12 protein-coding genes are annotated in these 13,471 nt (G+C 57.8%); 8 read left to right on the top strand and 4 right to left on the bottom strand.

Annotated elements, in window-relative coordinates; translation table 11 throughout:
• The first annotated feature begins 42 nt into the window (after positions 1-42).
• Positions 43-936 carry a diacylglycerol kinase family protein gene (locus ACBR42_RS10190; protein WP_371207904.1) on the top strand — a complete coding sequence of 298 codons (894 nt, stop codon included), beginning with the start codon at positions 43-45 and terminating at the stop codon, positions 934-936.
• Positions 937-1,137: 201 nt separating this feature from the next.
• Entirely contained in the window at positions 1,138-1,929 is a 792-nt protein-coding gene (locus ACBR42_RS10185) for a DNA/RNA non-specific endonuclease (RefSeq protein ID WP_110547723.1), read from the top strand.
• A gap of 31 nt (positions 1,930-1,960) precedes the next feature.
• On the opposite strand, the gene ACBR42_RS10180 is transcribed toward ACBR42_RS10185, so the two are convergent.
• A complete protein-coding gene (locus ACBR42_RS10180) occupies positions 1,961-2,905 on the bottom strand; it encodes a 2Fe-2S iron-sulfur cluster-binding protein (protein ID WP_371207903.1) in 945 nt (314 codons plus the stop codon).
• 14 nt (positions 2,906-2,919) lie between these two features.
• A complete protein-coding gene (locus tag ACBR42_RS10175; protein WP_371207902.1) occupies positions 2,920-3,975 on the bottom strand; it encodes a Rieske 2Fe-2S domain-containing protein in 1,056 nt (351 codons plus the stop codon).
• A 117-nt stretch (positions 3,976-4,092) separates the two neighbouring features.
• On the opposite strand from ACBR42_RS10175, the gene ACBR42_RS10170 reads away from it, so the two are divergent.
• From ACBR42_RS10170 to ACBR42_RS10145, 6 genes are all read left to right on the top strand, one after another.
• Entirely contained in the window at positions 4,093-4,998 is a 906-nt protein-coding gene (locus ACBR42_RS10170) for a LysR family transcriptional regulator (RefSeq protein ID WP_371207901.1), read from the top strand.
• Between the two features lie 78 nt (positions 4,999-5,076).
• Entirely contained in the window at positions 5,077-5,670 is a 594-nt protein-coding gene (locus tag ACBR42_RS10165; protein ID WP_371207900.1) for a TetR/AcrR family transcriptional regulator, read from the top strand.
• A gap of 84 nt (positions 5,671-5,754) precedes the next feature.
• A complete protein-coding gene (locus ACBR42_RS10160; RefSeq protein ID WP_371207899.1) occupies positions 5,755-6,912 on the top strand; it encodes an iron-containing alcohol dehydrogenase in 1,158 nt (385 codons plus the stop codon).
• A gap of 81 nt (positions 6,913-6,993) precedes the next feature.
• Positions 6,994-8,385 (top strand): NAD-dependent succinate-semialdehyde dehydrogenase, encoded by a 1,392-nt coding sequence (locus tag ACBR42_RS10155; protein WP_110547674.1) that lies wholly within the window; start codon positions 6,994-6,996, stop codon positions 8,383-8,385.
• Positions 8,386-8,514: 129 nt separating this feature from the next.
• Complete coding sequence (locus ACBR42_RS10150; RefSeq protein WP_371207898.1) at positions 8,515-8,841, top strand: hypothetical protein; 327 nt, start codon at positions 8,515-8,517, stop codon at positions 8,839-8,841.
• A 239-nt stretch (positions 8,842-9,080) separates the two neighbouring features.
• Complete coding sequence (locus tag ACBR42_RS10145; RefSeq protein ID WP_371208007.1) at positions 9,081-10,463, top strand: deoxyribodipyrimidine photo-lyase; 1,383 nt, start codon at positions 9,081-9,083, stop codon at positions 10,461-10,463.
• Positions 10,464-10,522: 59 nt separating this feature from the next.
• Here ACBR42_RS10145 and ACBR42_RS10140 read toward each other — a convergent pair whose 3' ends face one another.
• Positions 10,523-11,713: a zinc-dependent alcohol dehydrogenase gene (locus ACBR42_RS10140; RefSeq protein WP_371207897.1), complete on the bottom strand. Its 1,191-nt coding sequence runs from the start codon at positions 11,711-11,713 to the stop codon at positions 10,523-10,525.
• Between the two features lie 184 nt (positions 11,714-11,897).
• Entirely contained in the window at positions 11,898-13,265 is a 1,368-nt protein-coding gene (locus ACBR42_RS10135; protein WP_371207896.1) for a glycosyltransferase family 87 protein, read from the bottom strand.
• Between the last annotated feature and the right edge of the window lie 206 nt (positions 13,266-13,471).

Below are 13,471 nucleotides of genomic sequence, written 5' to 3'. Positions count from 1 at the left end.
CATGGCCGTCTTGTATGATTTTATTTCAGAGCGATAGAGATCTTGCCTGTCCAGCACAAAACAGCCGTCATTATTGTAAATGAAAAATGCGGCGGGCACAGCCGGACCCGTATCGCCCATTTCGCGCAGTGCCTGCGTGGCGCCGGGTTTGTGGTCGATATCGTCCCTACCGCTTTCCGGGGCCACGCAACCGCGCTTGCCCGCAAAGCGGTCCATGACCAGAAATACACGCATATCGTAGCAGCCGGGGGTGACGGCACCATTGCCGAAATCGCCGAAGGGATGGCCGGGTCCGACTGTATCCTTGGCATCCTGCCGCTGGGTACGGCCAATGTGCTGGCCCATGAACTGGGTATTCCATCGGATGATGCCGCCAGTGCAGGCGTAATGGCGCGGGGAAACAGCAGGGTCATCTGGCCCGGCCACCTGCAATCCGATGGCTGGAACGGGCTGTTCATCCAGATGGCGGGGATCGGGTTCGACGCGCATGTGGTACATGCCGTGTCGACGCGACTGAAAAGCGCGTTAGGCCAGTTCGCCTATGTTCTGAATACCGTGCGATCATTATGGCGGTACGGATTTGAACCGCTGCATGTCTTGCTGGACGGCGTGGAATATGATGCCGTTTCCGTCATCGTGTCGAAGGGTTCTCTCTATGCCGGGAAATACGTCCTGACACGGGATTCCATGCTGGCGGAGAAACGCTTCTCGGTCGTGCTGTTCCGGGCGCCCGGCATTCTGGCTACCCTGCGCGCCAGCCTGTCCCTGCTGCGTGGCAATCTGGCACGGCAGCGGGATGTAGAAATACATACCGCGCGGTGCATCGAAATCCGCACACCACCGGGCATACCGGTGCAGAGCGACGGGGATGCTCGCCAGTTCACACCCGTCCGGATCGACATAGCCGAACGTCCCATCCGTATCGTTTCGGCCTGAAATGTAATAAAAGTTTTTGAGTGCCGCCTTTTTTCAAAAAGCTTCACCAGAACCTTTCTTATGAAAAGCAGGTTTTTCAGACAGTCTGTTTTTCCGGCAGCATTGCCATTCCGCGACCATTACACCTTATCGCAGGCCGGGGCTTGCCTTGCGCCCGATTGATGTGGAATGCCCTATGCAGGGTATCCAGAGGTGTTCGGTATGTTACGCAGATCAGTCCGGGTGTGTGCGGTTATGGGGTGCCTGGCTGTCAGCATGCCCTGCGCGGCATCAGCCCAGGAAGATCCGTGCCCGCAGTTCGGCGCGCAGGGGCACCTGCCCGCGCTGGTTGCCCCCGGACTGCTGCCACGCACGACCCTGCTGTGCAATGCGGATTATGCTGCCCTCAATTCCGGTCTGGTGCATGAACCGCTATGGTCGGCGGAATATCTGACCCGGCGGGAAATCATGCGGGCCAGCCAGTTGGGCCGCGTAACCGACCGGCCCCATGCCGACCCGCGCCTGCCGCCGGGCGATGGGGCCGACCCTGCCGATTACAGGCGTTCGGGCTATGCCCGTGGCCGCATGACACCGGCGTCGGAAGCACCCGACATGGCGGGACGCGATCAGGCGTTTTCACTGGCCAATGTCGTGCCACAGACACCCGAACTGAATAAGGGGATATGGAGCGATGTGGAACGGGCGGTGCGGAAACTGGCGTTGCAGGAAGGCGCGCTCTATGTCGTGACCGGACCGGCCTTTTACGGCAGCACGCAGGGGATCGGGCATCATGTTGTGGTGCCTTCCTCCACATGGAAAGCGGTGTATGACCCCATGGTCAACGCAGCCGGTGTCTATGTCTGCAAGAACACGGAAAACCCGACCTGCACGGTTGTCAATGTGGCGACGCTGATCCGCGCGGTCGGGGTCGATCCTTTTCCGGCCCTGCCGGATACGCTGAAAGAGACGCTGCTGGCATTACCGGACCCCGAGGACAGTTCCCGACAGCCATAGTAACGCGCGGGTATTCCCCGCCCGGTCCCGGTTACAGGTCCAGTGTCAGCGACGGGCTGCGGCTGCGTGAACAGCATAGCGCAATACTGCGCCCCTGTTCTTCCGCGGTCAGGACCATATCACGGTGATCGCCTTCCCCGGCGACAAGCGGCACGACACAGGCACCGCACATACCCTGCTCACACGACAGGTCCACATCCACCCCGGCGGCAAGCAGGGCGGCGGCAATGCTCTGTCCCGCCGGTACGTTCACCGTCTGCCCCGATCGCGCCAGCACGACATCAAACGCCCGATCGGACAGGGCGTGGGTTGTTTCGGTCGGGCGGAAATATTCGGTATGGACCTGATCCGCCTGCCAGCCTGCGGCGACGGCATGGGAAAAAACAGCGTTCATGAATCCGTCCGGCCCACACAGCATGATGGCGGTGTCAGGCGATGGTGTGTCCAGTACATCCGGGTACCCGTTTTTCAGGCTTCGGCTGAACTGGACGCGGGGCGCATACGGACCTTGGCGTAGCATGTCCCCAAACGGCGCGCGCCCGGGATCACGCGTATAATAATGAAGCTGCCAGTCAGCATTCCTGCCCTGCAGATACATCATCATGGAAAGCAGGGGCGTAATGCCGATACCGCCCCCGATCAGGATATGGCGTTGCGCGTCAGGCAGCATGAACGCATTGCGGGGCGGGGAAATCCGCAGTTCCATGCCCCGCCGTATTCCCGCGCACAGGGATTCCGATCCCCCACGGGAGGCCGCTTCGCGCTTGATGCACAGTTCATACCCCGTGCGATCTTCCGCTGATCCACACAGTGAATACTGACGGATCAGGCCCGAAGGGGTCATGACATCAATATGCGCGCCGGGTTCAAAGCGTGGCAGGTCGTCCTGCCCCGCCCGGGCGACCAGACGCAGGCGCACGCAGTCGTCCCCTTCCGGCGTGACAGCATCGACAAGGACAGAAAACAGGGTGGACATGGGCATCATTCCCTTCACGCCGTGAAGAACTGGCTCAGTCCCATCGTGCGCAGGGCACGGCGATAGGCGATCGAACTGCGATCCGCCATGACATGCGCTTCAAGCGTGGGGTCCAGCGGCAGGTTCTCCGGTTTCTGGGCTTCCACCAGGGCGCGGTCCTCCTCGAAAACCCGCAGGTTGAAGTCATAGACATCCTGTAGTGGCAGGTCCTTGTCGAAGTTACGGCACATGGGCGCGAACATCCGCGTTTTACGGGCCGACACGGGTGACGCCGCGTTCATGATGACAAGGCGGCCATTATCGGGGAAATGGATTTCCAGCGTCGCGGTAAAGGGTACATGCACGCGGAAATGCCGCAGCCATTCAAAACCCGGCCGCCCCCGGTCGCTTTTGCCAATGGGATAATTGCCCACGCTGCTGCGGTATTCCGCTTCGAACCCGTCGGGCGTGATGCGGGTCTTGTAAGGGGGCACCACGGGGTTTTCAGGGTCGGCGAACGTGTCGGTATGGACAAAGGCGAAATGGGCCACGTCAATGAATCCTTCCACCTGACGGCCCGCAAAACCGGCAATATCGATCCACGGGCAGTTGATCTGCTGAAAGGCCGCGTCGTTCCAGTGCGGCATGGGGGGAATATCGGCCCCGTTCCCTTCCGGTCGCAGGCAGGTCCAGATCAGGCCATAGCGTTCCACGGCGGGATAGGTGCGCAGGTTGAGCTTTGACGGAATGGCGCTGTCGGGATGGGCGGGCACCTTCACGCAGCGGCCTTTTTCCCCAAAACGGAAACCGTGATAGGCGCAGGCAACGGTCTGCCCGTCTCCCTTGCCCATGCTTAGCGGCACGCCACGGTGGGGACACAGGTCATCGGCCACGACAATGCTGTCGCCCGCGCGATAGACCACCAGCGGCGCATCCAGCAGGGTCACGCCCAGCGGCCTGTCACCCAGTTCGCGCACAAGGGCGACCGGATGCCAGCAGCGCGCAAGGATGCTCCAGTCATCCACTTCAAACGTCATGGTGCGGGGCAGGGGGTGGATGTCCGCCGGGCGGGCGCAGGCTGCTGTGGTCATGATGGTCCTCCTGAACGGGCCGGAAGCGGTCCGGGGTCTTCGGAAAGATCATTTCACATGCGGTGCGCTCTCAGATATATCATAATTGATCCTTTCCCATTCTCGAAATGAGAACACATGCAGCCTTTTTCCCGTTTTCTGGTCTATTTTCTGGCTGTTGCGCGGCATAAATCCATACGCAAGGCGGCAGAGGAACTGCATATCGCGGGTTCGGCCATCAACCGGCACATCCTGCTGGGTGAAAAACAGCTCCAGACCCCGTTATTTGAACGCCTGCCCACCGGCATGCGCCTGACCGCGGCGGGGGAACTGCTGTATGGATGCGCCAGACGCTGGGTTAAGGATCTGGATGACCTGAAGCGCGAAATCGATGACCTGAAGGGCATACGCCGTGGTCAGGTTGACCTGCTGGCGCCCGAAGCCCTGTCGCGTGCTTTCCTGCCCGAACTGGTCAGCCGCATAAAACGCACGCATCCCGGTGTCGTGCTGAATGTGAATATCCGCGACAATAAAAGTATTCACCACACCCTGCTGTCAGGCGAAGGCGATCTTGCGCTGGTACTGGACCCGGAGGAAATGCGTGATCTGGTTGTGGTCCGGCGGCTGTCCTTTCCGCTCGGCTTTGCCTGCCGTTCCGACCATCCGCTGGCGCAGCATGATGCCGTCCGGCTGACGCAGTGCGCGGACCATGCCATGATCGTGCCGGAACAGCCGCTGGCGCTGGCATCCGTATTTGCCCGGCTGATGGCGGCGGGACGCATGGCCCCGTCCGTCGCGGCACGGGCGAACAATGTGCAGATGATCATTTCCCTTGTCATGGCGGGAACGGGTATCTGTCTGCTCAGTTATCTGGATGTGATGTCCGAAGTGATGCGGGGGGATCTGGCTTTTGTCCCGCTGATCGGGGCCAGCGTGCCGGATCTTACGCTGGCGCTGGTGCATGACCGCACGCGGCAGCTTTCGCGCACCACCCGGATGGTGGAGGATATTATTGGGGAAATCATGGCCGGGCAGAGTGCCTGAGCAGGCATGATCCAAAAAAAGACGACTGGTCTAATTTTTATCTGGACACGCCATCAGGCACCCCATATATACACTCCCATGAAGATCGCAGAGAAACATCGCGCCGCCCGGCAGCATATTCTGGAAACGGCCAGACCGCTTATCGGCCAGCGTGGTTTCTCCGCCGTCGGTCTGGCGCAGATACTGGATGTCGCGGGTATTCCCAAGGGGTCATTCTACCACTACTTCGAATCAAAGGAAGCATTCGGGGAAGAACTCCTGCGGACCTATATCGAGGAATATCTGATCAAAATGAACGATATCCTTGATAATGGGGAAGGGAACGCAGCGCAGCGTATCACGCGTTACTGCCAGTTCTGGCGCGATACCCATATTGATGGCCAGATCGGGAACAAATGCCTGATCGTGAAGCTGGCGGCCGAAGTATCCGACCTGTCCGAACGGATGCGCACGATACTGGAGATCGGAACCCGTTCCGTGATCGAACGGATCGCAAGGGTCATTGCCGCCGGACAGGAAGAAGGGTCGATTGGCAACACGCAGTCGGCCCCGATGCTGGCGGCGGCCCTTTACCAGTTATGGCTGGGTTCGACGCTGATGGTGAAGATCACCCGCAGTTCCCCGCCGTTTGACCATGCCTGGGAGGCAAGCAGGCGGCTTCTGGAAATCTAGTTTCAGGGTGGGGCAGGGCGTCCTGTTTCACGAATTTAATAAGTGACCGGTCTAATAGAGACGACCGGTCTAGTAGGTGCAAGAATGCTGAATTTTGAATTCTACAACCCCACGCGGGTCCTCTTTGGCAAAGGCATGATTGCCCGCCTTGATGAACAGCTTTCGCCCGAAGCACGCGTACTTGTGCTGTATGGTGGCGCCAGCGCCGAACGCAGCGGGACGCTGGCCGAAGTGCGCGCAGCCCTTGGCAACCGTACTGTCCGTGAATTCGGCGGCATTGAAGCCAACCCCACTTACGAGACGCTGATGAAGGCCGTGGCCATGGTGCGGGCGGAAAAGCTCGACTTCCTGCTTGCCGTGGGCGGCGGTTCGGTCATGGATGGCACCAAGTTTGTCGCCGCCGCCGTGCCGTATGAAGGTGAGCCGTGGGACATTCTGGTCAGCAAGGGCGAGGCCGCAAAAAAGGCGCTGCCGCTGGGCACGGTCGTCACCCTGCCCGCAACCGGTTCAGAAATGAACTGCCTGAGCGTGATTTCGCGCCAGTCCACCGGTGACAAGCTGCTGTTTTCCAATCCGCTGGTCTATCCGCGCTTTTCCGTGCTGGACCCGATGCGCACAATGAGCCTGCCGATGAAGCAGGTCATCAACGGTGTCGTGGACTCTTTCGTCCATGTGATGGAACAGTACATGACCTATCCGGTCGATGGCATGGCGCAGGACCGCTTTTCCGAAGGGCTGCTGTCCAGTCTGGTCGAAATCGGGCCGCGCATCGTGGCGACACCGGATGATTATGACCTGCGCTCCAACCTCATGTGGGTGGCGACCCTCGCCCTGAACGGCCTGATTGGCGCGGGCGTGCCGCATGACTGGACGACGCATATGATCGGCCATGAAATCACGGCGAAATACCACATCGACCATGCCCGTACGCTGGCCATGGTGTTCCCGGCGCTGCTGCGGGTGCGGCGCACGGAAAAGCGCGCCAGGCTGCTGCAGTATGCCGCGCGGGTATGGAACCTGACCGAAGGCACGGAAGACGAGCGGATTGACGCCATCATCCGTAAGACCGAGGAATTCTTCGAAGGTCTGGGCGTGCCGACCCGCCTGTCCGCCTATGACATCGGGGCCGAAGGCATCAACGATCTGGTCAGGCAGCTTGAAGACCACGGCATGACCCATCTGGGCGAAAATGGCGATGTCACGCTGGATGTCAGCCGCAAAATCCTCGAAGCCGCAGCCTGACCTGCTGCGCCGGTTCCCGCTGCCGGGATGCACAACCCTGTCGTCCCGGCATCCATAAGTTGAAAAGAAACGAGGCTTAAAATGGCGTACGCCACAACCAATCCCTATACCAACGAAGTCGTTGCAACCTTTCCCGATGCAACGGATGCGGAAGTACAGACCGCACTGGCACAGGCGCATGCCGCGTTTGAAAGCTGGCGCGATACATCCTTTGCCGATCGTGCAAAGGTCATGAACGCGGCGGCTGCCATCCTGCGCCGTGACATTGATAAATATGCCCGCCTCGGCACGCTGGAAATGGGCAAGCTGTTCGAGGAGTCAAAGAAGGAAGTCATTCTTTCCGCCGAGATTTTCGAATATTACGCAAACCATGCCGAAGAACTGCTGAAGCCCGAGATCCTGCCTGTGGCGGACGCGGCGGAAGGCAGGGCCACGCTGGTGCATGAACCGCTTGGCATCGTGCTGGCGATCGAGCCGTGGAACTTCCCATTCTATCAGGTGGTGCGCATTATCGCGCCGCAGCTTTCGGCCGGTAATGCCGTGCTGCTCAAGCATGCGTCCAACCTGCCGCAATGCGCCGCTGCTTTTGATACGCTGATGGCGGAAGCCGGACTGCCCGCGGGCCTGTTCCGTAACCTGTATGCGGCGCGTCCGCACACCGCCATGATCCTGAACGACCCCCGCGTGTGCGGTATCGCACTGACCGGTTCGGAAGGGGCGGGCACGGTTATTGCCGGTATTGCAGGCAAGGCGCTGAAGAAGGCGACGATGGAACTGGGCGGCGCGGACGCCTTCATCGTGCTGGATGACGCCGATGTGGAAAAGGCAGCCCGCTGGGCGGTGATCGGCCGGCACTGGAATGCCGGGCAGGTCTGTGTTTCCGCCAAGCGGCTGATCGTGGCTGATGCCATTTATGACCGGTTCCTTGCGCTGTATAAGGAAGGCGTTGCGGCGCTGAAGGCGGGTGATCCGATGGACCCGGCCACCACGCTTGCGCCGCTGTCATCCAAGGCGGCTGCGGATGACCTGCGCGATCAGGTGACGCGGGCGATGGATCTGGGCGCGAAGGTTGAAGTGATCGGCGCACCGGTGCCGGAGCATGGCGCTTTCTTCCAGCCGCTGCTCATGTCCAATCTGGATGAAAAGAACGAGGCACGGCACTGGGAATTCTTCGGTCCCGTCACCCAGATCTACCGTGCGAAGGACGAGGCCGACGCCATCCGCATCGCCAATGACTCCCCCTACGGTCTGGGCGGTAGCGTGTTTACGAAGGATGAAGCCCGTGGCGCCCGCGTGGCACGCGCCATCCGCACGGGCATGGTGGTCATCAACCATCCGCTGTCGCCCAAGGCAGACCTGCCCTTCGGTGGTATCAAGAACTCCGGCTATGGCCGGGAACTGATCGGCCTTGGCATCAAGGAGTTCGTCAACCACAAGCTCATTAACGTGGTGGATATCGACGCCCCGTTCTGATGCCATGACCGGACGCAGGCAATAGCTGCTCTGCGTCCATCTGGTCCTGAATGAAAAGACCCCTTGTGACGTAAGTTGCAGGGGGTTTTTACGTCATTATTCATTCGGGCGAATACATCGTGACACCGGATGGAAGAAACAGGCGGAGTATGCGATAATCCATCAATGATTACGAAAATGGAATTTCTTCTTACCTGTTTACTTGTCGGCTTTCCGGTTATTGCAAGGGCTGAGGAACAGTTTCCTGCGGATGTTACCGCCTTTGTCCGTAATGCGGAGATATGTCAGTACCTTTCTGGCGAATGGGACAGCAGCCTGCCAGAAGACCGGAAAGATGTGCTGCTGAAGGAAATGAACGCACGCTGCACGAATATCCATGTGGTGCAGGAAAAGCTTCAGCGCAAATATATCAAAAACAAGGTTATCGCATCAAAACTGAACACGTATCAGTTCTGATTATTTATAAATATATTAATAACGACAATATATAATCATTGTACATAAACAGAAGCACAACCACCATTTGATGTCCCGTGATCAGAAAGAAGTTTTTGGTGAAGCTTTTTCCAAAAAGCTTCGGAGAATGCCTTTTCTGCAAACGGACACTCCCCGGCTGCCCATTTGCCCCATACCGCAAACGGCTTTATCTATTGTCAGATCATGCAGGCCCCATGCCGGTATAAAGGAGACATAACCTGACGTATCCCCCCACTATCGTCTGGTTTCGCGAAGATTTCCGTATTGCGGATAACATGGCGCTTCTTGAGGCGGAAAAGCTGCGCAAACCGGTCCTCTGCATCGTGATTGTAGATGACGCCCATCTGCCCGGCGCTGCGGCGCGGTGGTGGCTGGATGGGGCCATCCGGTCGCTGGACGGTGCGCTGCGCAAAAGGGGCGGGACGCTGCATGTCTTTCGGGGGGCAGCGCGGGATGTTCTGATGGAAATCATCAGAAGGACCGGGGCGGATACCGTCCTGTGGAATCGCCGTTATGATCCCGGCGGGCGTGAAACGGATACCATCATCAAGTCGGAACTCCGGTCACAGGGTATCATGGCCCACAGTTTTGCGGGTGCCCTTCTGCACGAACCATGGGCCATCCGCACACGCTCGGGCGGGCAGTACAAGATTTTCACGGCGTTCTGGCGCGCGATGAAAGCATGTCCGGCCCCCTTTCCCCCTGCGCCCGCGCCTGAAAAGCTGACATTTGCGTCCCTTCCGCCCATGCCGGACGGGCTTGTCGTGCAGGGGGGAGAATACGGCCTGCTTCCCACCACCCATGACTGGACGGGCGGATTGCAGGCGATGTGGGAACCGGGGGAGGAGGCAGCGCACAGCCAGCTTGCCGATTTCATCGAAAACGATCTGGATACCTACGCAACCGCGCGGGATTTTCCCGGTCAGGAAGCCACATCCCGGCTGTCCCCCTTCCTGCGCTTTGGCCATATTACCCCGGCCCAGATATGGCAGGCGGCAACGGAACAAACATATCCCGAGCAGTTTCTTGCTGAAGTGGGATGGCGTGATTTCGCCTGGTCGCTGCTGTTCGTGACACCGGATATGGCCAACCGGAATCTACGGCCAGAATTTGACGTCATGCCCTGGCGTGACGATCCGGTCGGGCTGGCCCGGTGGCGGAAAGGCCAGACGGGCTATCCGCTGGTCGATGCCGGGATGCGGGAACTATGGCATACCGGCTGGATGCACAACCGGGTGCGCATGGTTGTTGCCTCGTTCCTTGTAAAGCATCTGCTCATCGACTGGCGACACGGGGAACGCTGGTTTGCCGACACGCTGGTCGATCATGATCCGGCCAGCAACCCGATGAACTGGCAGTGGGGCGCAGGCACGGGCGTAGATGCGGCCCCCTATTTCCGCATCATGAACCCGATCCTTCAGTCCCGGAAATTCGATCCCCACGGCGTGTATATCCGCCGCTGGGTGCCCGAACTCTCGCATCTTTCTGACGATGCCATTCATGCGCCGTGGGAAGCAGCGCTTCCCCGCGATTATCCGCCGCCAGTGGTGGACCACCGGCTTGCACGGGAACGGGCGTTAAGCGCATGGAAAATGATCTGACGCCCCGGCAGGAACGGCAGAATACGCAGGAAGTGTAGAAATGCCGCAGTTTGCCGATCCTATATCGCATTTCCATGAGGGTAAAAGACCACCTTGGTACAGTTATCCTTCTTATCGCGGAATTTCCGGTAAAGATCGGGGCCATCCTCAAGACTGGTGGTGCGATGGCTGATGACGAAAGATGGATCAATCTCCCCTTTCCGAATGCGCTCCAGCAGGGGTTGAAGATATTTCTGAACGTTCGTCTGTCCTGTCCGCAACGTCAGACCCTTGTTCATGAGGGCGCCGATCATGACCGGCCCAAGGGCACCAGCATAGACACCGGGCATTGATACAATCCCGCCCGGCCGACACCCAAGGATTGCCTGATTGAGCGCAAAGGGGCGTTCCAGCGTCGTTGCCGAAAGTACGGCCGACCCGATTTTCTGCATCATGGTATCGGCGCCATGGGCTTCCATCCCAACGGCTTCGATCACCGCATCCGGCCCCAGACCCTGCGTCATTTCCATAAGGGTCTGCTGGATGTTTCTGTCGCGGAAGTCCAGTGTTTCGGCCCCGCCAGCCCGCGCCATGGCCAGACGTTCGGGAACATCGTCTATTGCGATGACGCGCTTTGCCCCCAGCAGGAAACATGACCGGACGGCCATCTGTCCAACCGGTCCGCATCCCCATACCGCAATGGTCTTTTCGGCTTCGGGTGTAATGTCACAATATTCTGCAGCCTGATATCCGGTCGGGAAAATATCGGAAAGGAAGAGAACCTTTTCGTCATCCAGTTCCGGTGGCACGATAATCGGCCCGATATCGGCATGGGGAACCCGCAGATATTCCGCCTGACCGCCCGCGAACCCGCCGGTAATGTGGGAATAACCGAACAGCCCGGCCAGTGGATACCCGAAGGTTTCAGCCTGCTGGTGTCCGTTCGGGTTGGTGCGTTCGCAGCAGCTCCAGTTGCCCCATTTACACTGTCGGCATGCACCGCATGAGATTGTAAAGGGCACGACGATACGGTCGCCGACCGAAAGGCGGGTATTCTCCTTTCCGACTTCGACAACCTCCCCCATCGTTTCGTGACCCAGAATATCACCACACTGCATGGTCGGCATGAAACCGTCCATAAGATGCAGGTCGGAGCCACAGATGGCGCAGGCGGTTACCTTGATGATGGCGTCATGCCCGTCAAGAATGACGGGATCGGGCACGCTTTCGCATGTGATTTTGCCCTTTTTCTGCCAGGTCAGTGCTTTCATGGGACGATGTCCTGCTCTGTAGGGATAGCAGGCAGACGCATGGCGGAGTGTGTAGTTTGCCGGACGGTCTTTCTTTTTCAGATCAGGACAGGAAACAGACGGATAATGACGGGAATAAAACCGGAAGCGGGATCTGGCATCCGTCAGGGAACGGGGGGCGCGTATACCATTCCCCGTACATGTGTCAGGATGATTCAGCCGTTCGATCCGCTATTGTAACAGGTGATAACACATCATCATTGGCGGCCGATACAAGCGGTAGAGTTTCGACCGTACCGCTAAACCACGCAATATCCACGGGTATGGGCTGCGGGATTGCGCGAGATTTATACAGACCGGATCGAAACAGCGAAAACAGGAAAAGCATTCCGCCCAGAAACCATATCGATGCAACGGTCCGTGTCGCTATGGCTTCCAGAGGGGACGGCAGACTTATCGGGTTAACAACCGGCAGTGAGCCAAAAACCATGCTGCCCCAGACCATCCATGAAGTCAGGGGCCTGTCATCTGATGGCAGCCGGCGCGTGATATGAAAACCCCACGGTAGAAGCAGCAGCAGGTAGTAATGCGTCCATGAAACGGGACTGGTTACGATGCAGAATGTAGTAAGAATACTGAAGTCAAAAATATCCGCGGCCACAGTATCGGATGAATGTTCGGATTGTAGCGACAGGCGTTCTTTCCATCCGACATAAGCCGTTATGGCGATGAGCAGTATCGGTGCAATTTGTGCAATGAAATGCAGGTCAAAGGATAGATCATGTCTACGCCAGTCATGGAAATATTTTTCTCCCGTTTGCAGGCGGAGCAGAAACGCGCTGAGGGACTGGTTATTGAAAGCCCCGATTGGATTCTTTGAGAATGCTACAATACAATGTTCATACCAACCATGGGTTATGGTCTGTCCAAATACAATCACTGAAAATACTGCAATAAATGCGATTACGGCCATGCTGGAGAAGGCTGCGCGATAATTTCGGCGATAGATAAAATATAGAATAAAAATGGAGATCATTGGTTTTATGGCGGCAGCAGCCCCGATTATGATGCCAGCGCCATACATACGTTCAGATCGCAACAGAAGAAGGGAGATAATAAGGGCAAGAAGTATGAAATGCGTTGTATTGCCCATTCCCGCAAGGCTGTACCATAACGGGCCATTTCCAAGGAACAGAAGGGCCAGCAGTAATCGTGTTCCCGATGGGCAGTCTTTTGACAGCAGCAGAAACGTTGCAACTATTGCCAGAACCCCAAGAGCAGTGAAAAGCCACTCAGCATTCTGTAATCCGATCCATGCAAAAGGTACGAACAGATAGGCAGTGATCGGCCAGTTAACGAATTCAGCCTGTTCAATCAGCGGCCATAATGCTTGCGGTCCGCCGTGGACCAGTGCATCCCCTGCCGCATAGTAGGCCTTTTTGAAATCCACCTCAAAAAGCGGATGATGGCCGCCAAGTGGAAAAGCATTATAGATATTTACAAGGGCTAACAGGGAAAAATATAGGATGAAAAGGATATGTCCTGATGTGAGCAGTCTCGCTACGTTGCGCAACACACGCCTCCATTATGGACGGATGATATTGAGCCAGACAGAAACCCCTAACGTAATGCTGGTGAAGTGTTGCCAGCCATAAAAATCAAATGAACGTGATATTGTTTTTGTTTCGCAATAATAATTCTGGAATACGCCTGTCTTCAGACCGCCTTCATGACCGAGGATGAAAACCGGACCAACAGGGGAAATCGAAGTGAAGTCGG

Origin of the sequence: Komagataeibacter sp. SM21 (genome assembly GCF_041402665.1) — a bacterium.
In the GTDB taxonomy this organism is placed as follows: Bacteria; Pseudomonadota; Alphaproteobacteria; order Acetobacterales; family Acetobacteraceae; genus Komagataeibacter; species Komagataeibacter saccharivorans.
This window is presented reverse-complemented; position numbering and strand designations above follow the sequence as displayed.

Bases quoted from the DNA above. Each gene is read 5' to 3' on its own strand.
- ACBR42_RS10140 (WP_371207897.1), bottom strand. From the start codon at position 11,713: ATGAAAGCACTGACCTGGCAGAAAAAGGGCAAAATCACATGCGAAAGC.
- ACBR42_RS10185 (WP_110547723.1), top strand. From the start codon at position 1,138: ATGTTACGCAGATCAGTCCGGGTGTGTGCGGTTATGGGGTGCCTGGCT.
- ACBR42_RS10170 (WP_371207901.1), top strand. From the start codon at position 4,093: ATGCAGCCTTTTTCCCGTTTTCTGGTCTATTTTCTGGCTGTTGCGCGG.
- ACBR42_RS10165 (WP_371207900.1), top strand. From the start codon at position 5,077: ATGAAGATCGCAGAGAAACATCGCGCCGCCCGGCAGCATATTCTGGAA.
- ACBR42_RS10160 (WP_371207899.1), top strand. From the start codon at position 5,755: ATGCTGAATTTTGAATTCTACAACCCCACGCGGGTCCTCTTTGGCAAA.
- ACBR42_RS10150 (WP_371207898.1), top strand. From the start codon at position 8,515: ATGGAAGAAACAGGCGGAGTATGCGATAATCCATCAATGATTACGAAA.
- ACBR42_RS10180 (WP_371207903.1), bottom strand. From the start codon at position 2,905: ATGTCCACCCTGTTTTCTGTCCTTGTCGATGCTGTCACGCCGGAAGGG.
- ACBR42_RS10155 (WP_110547674.1), top strand. From the start codon at position 6,994: ATGGCGTACGCCACAACCAATCCCTATACCAACGAAGTCGTTGCAACC.
- ACBR42_RS10175 (WP_371207902.1), bottom strand. From the start codon at position 3,975: ATGACCACAGCAGCCTGCGCCCGCCCGGCGGACATCCACCCCCTGCCC.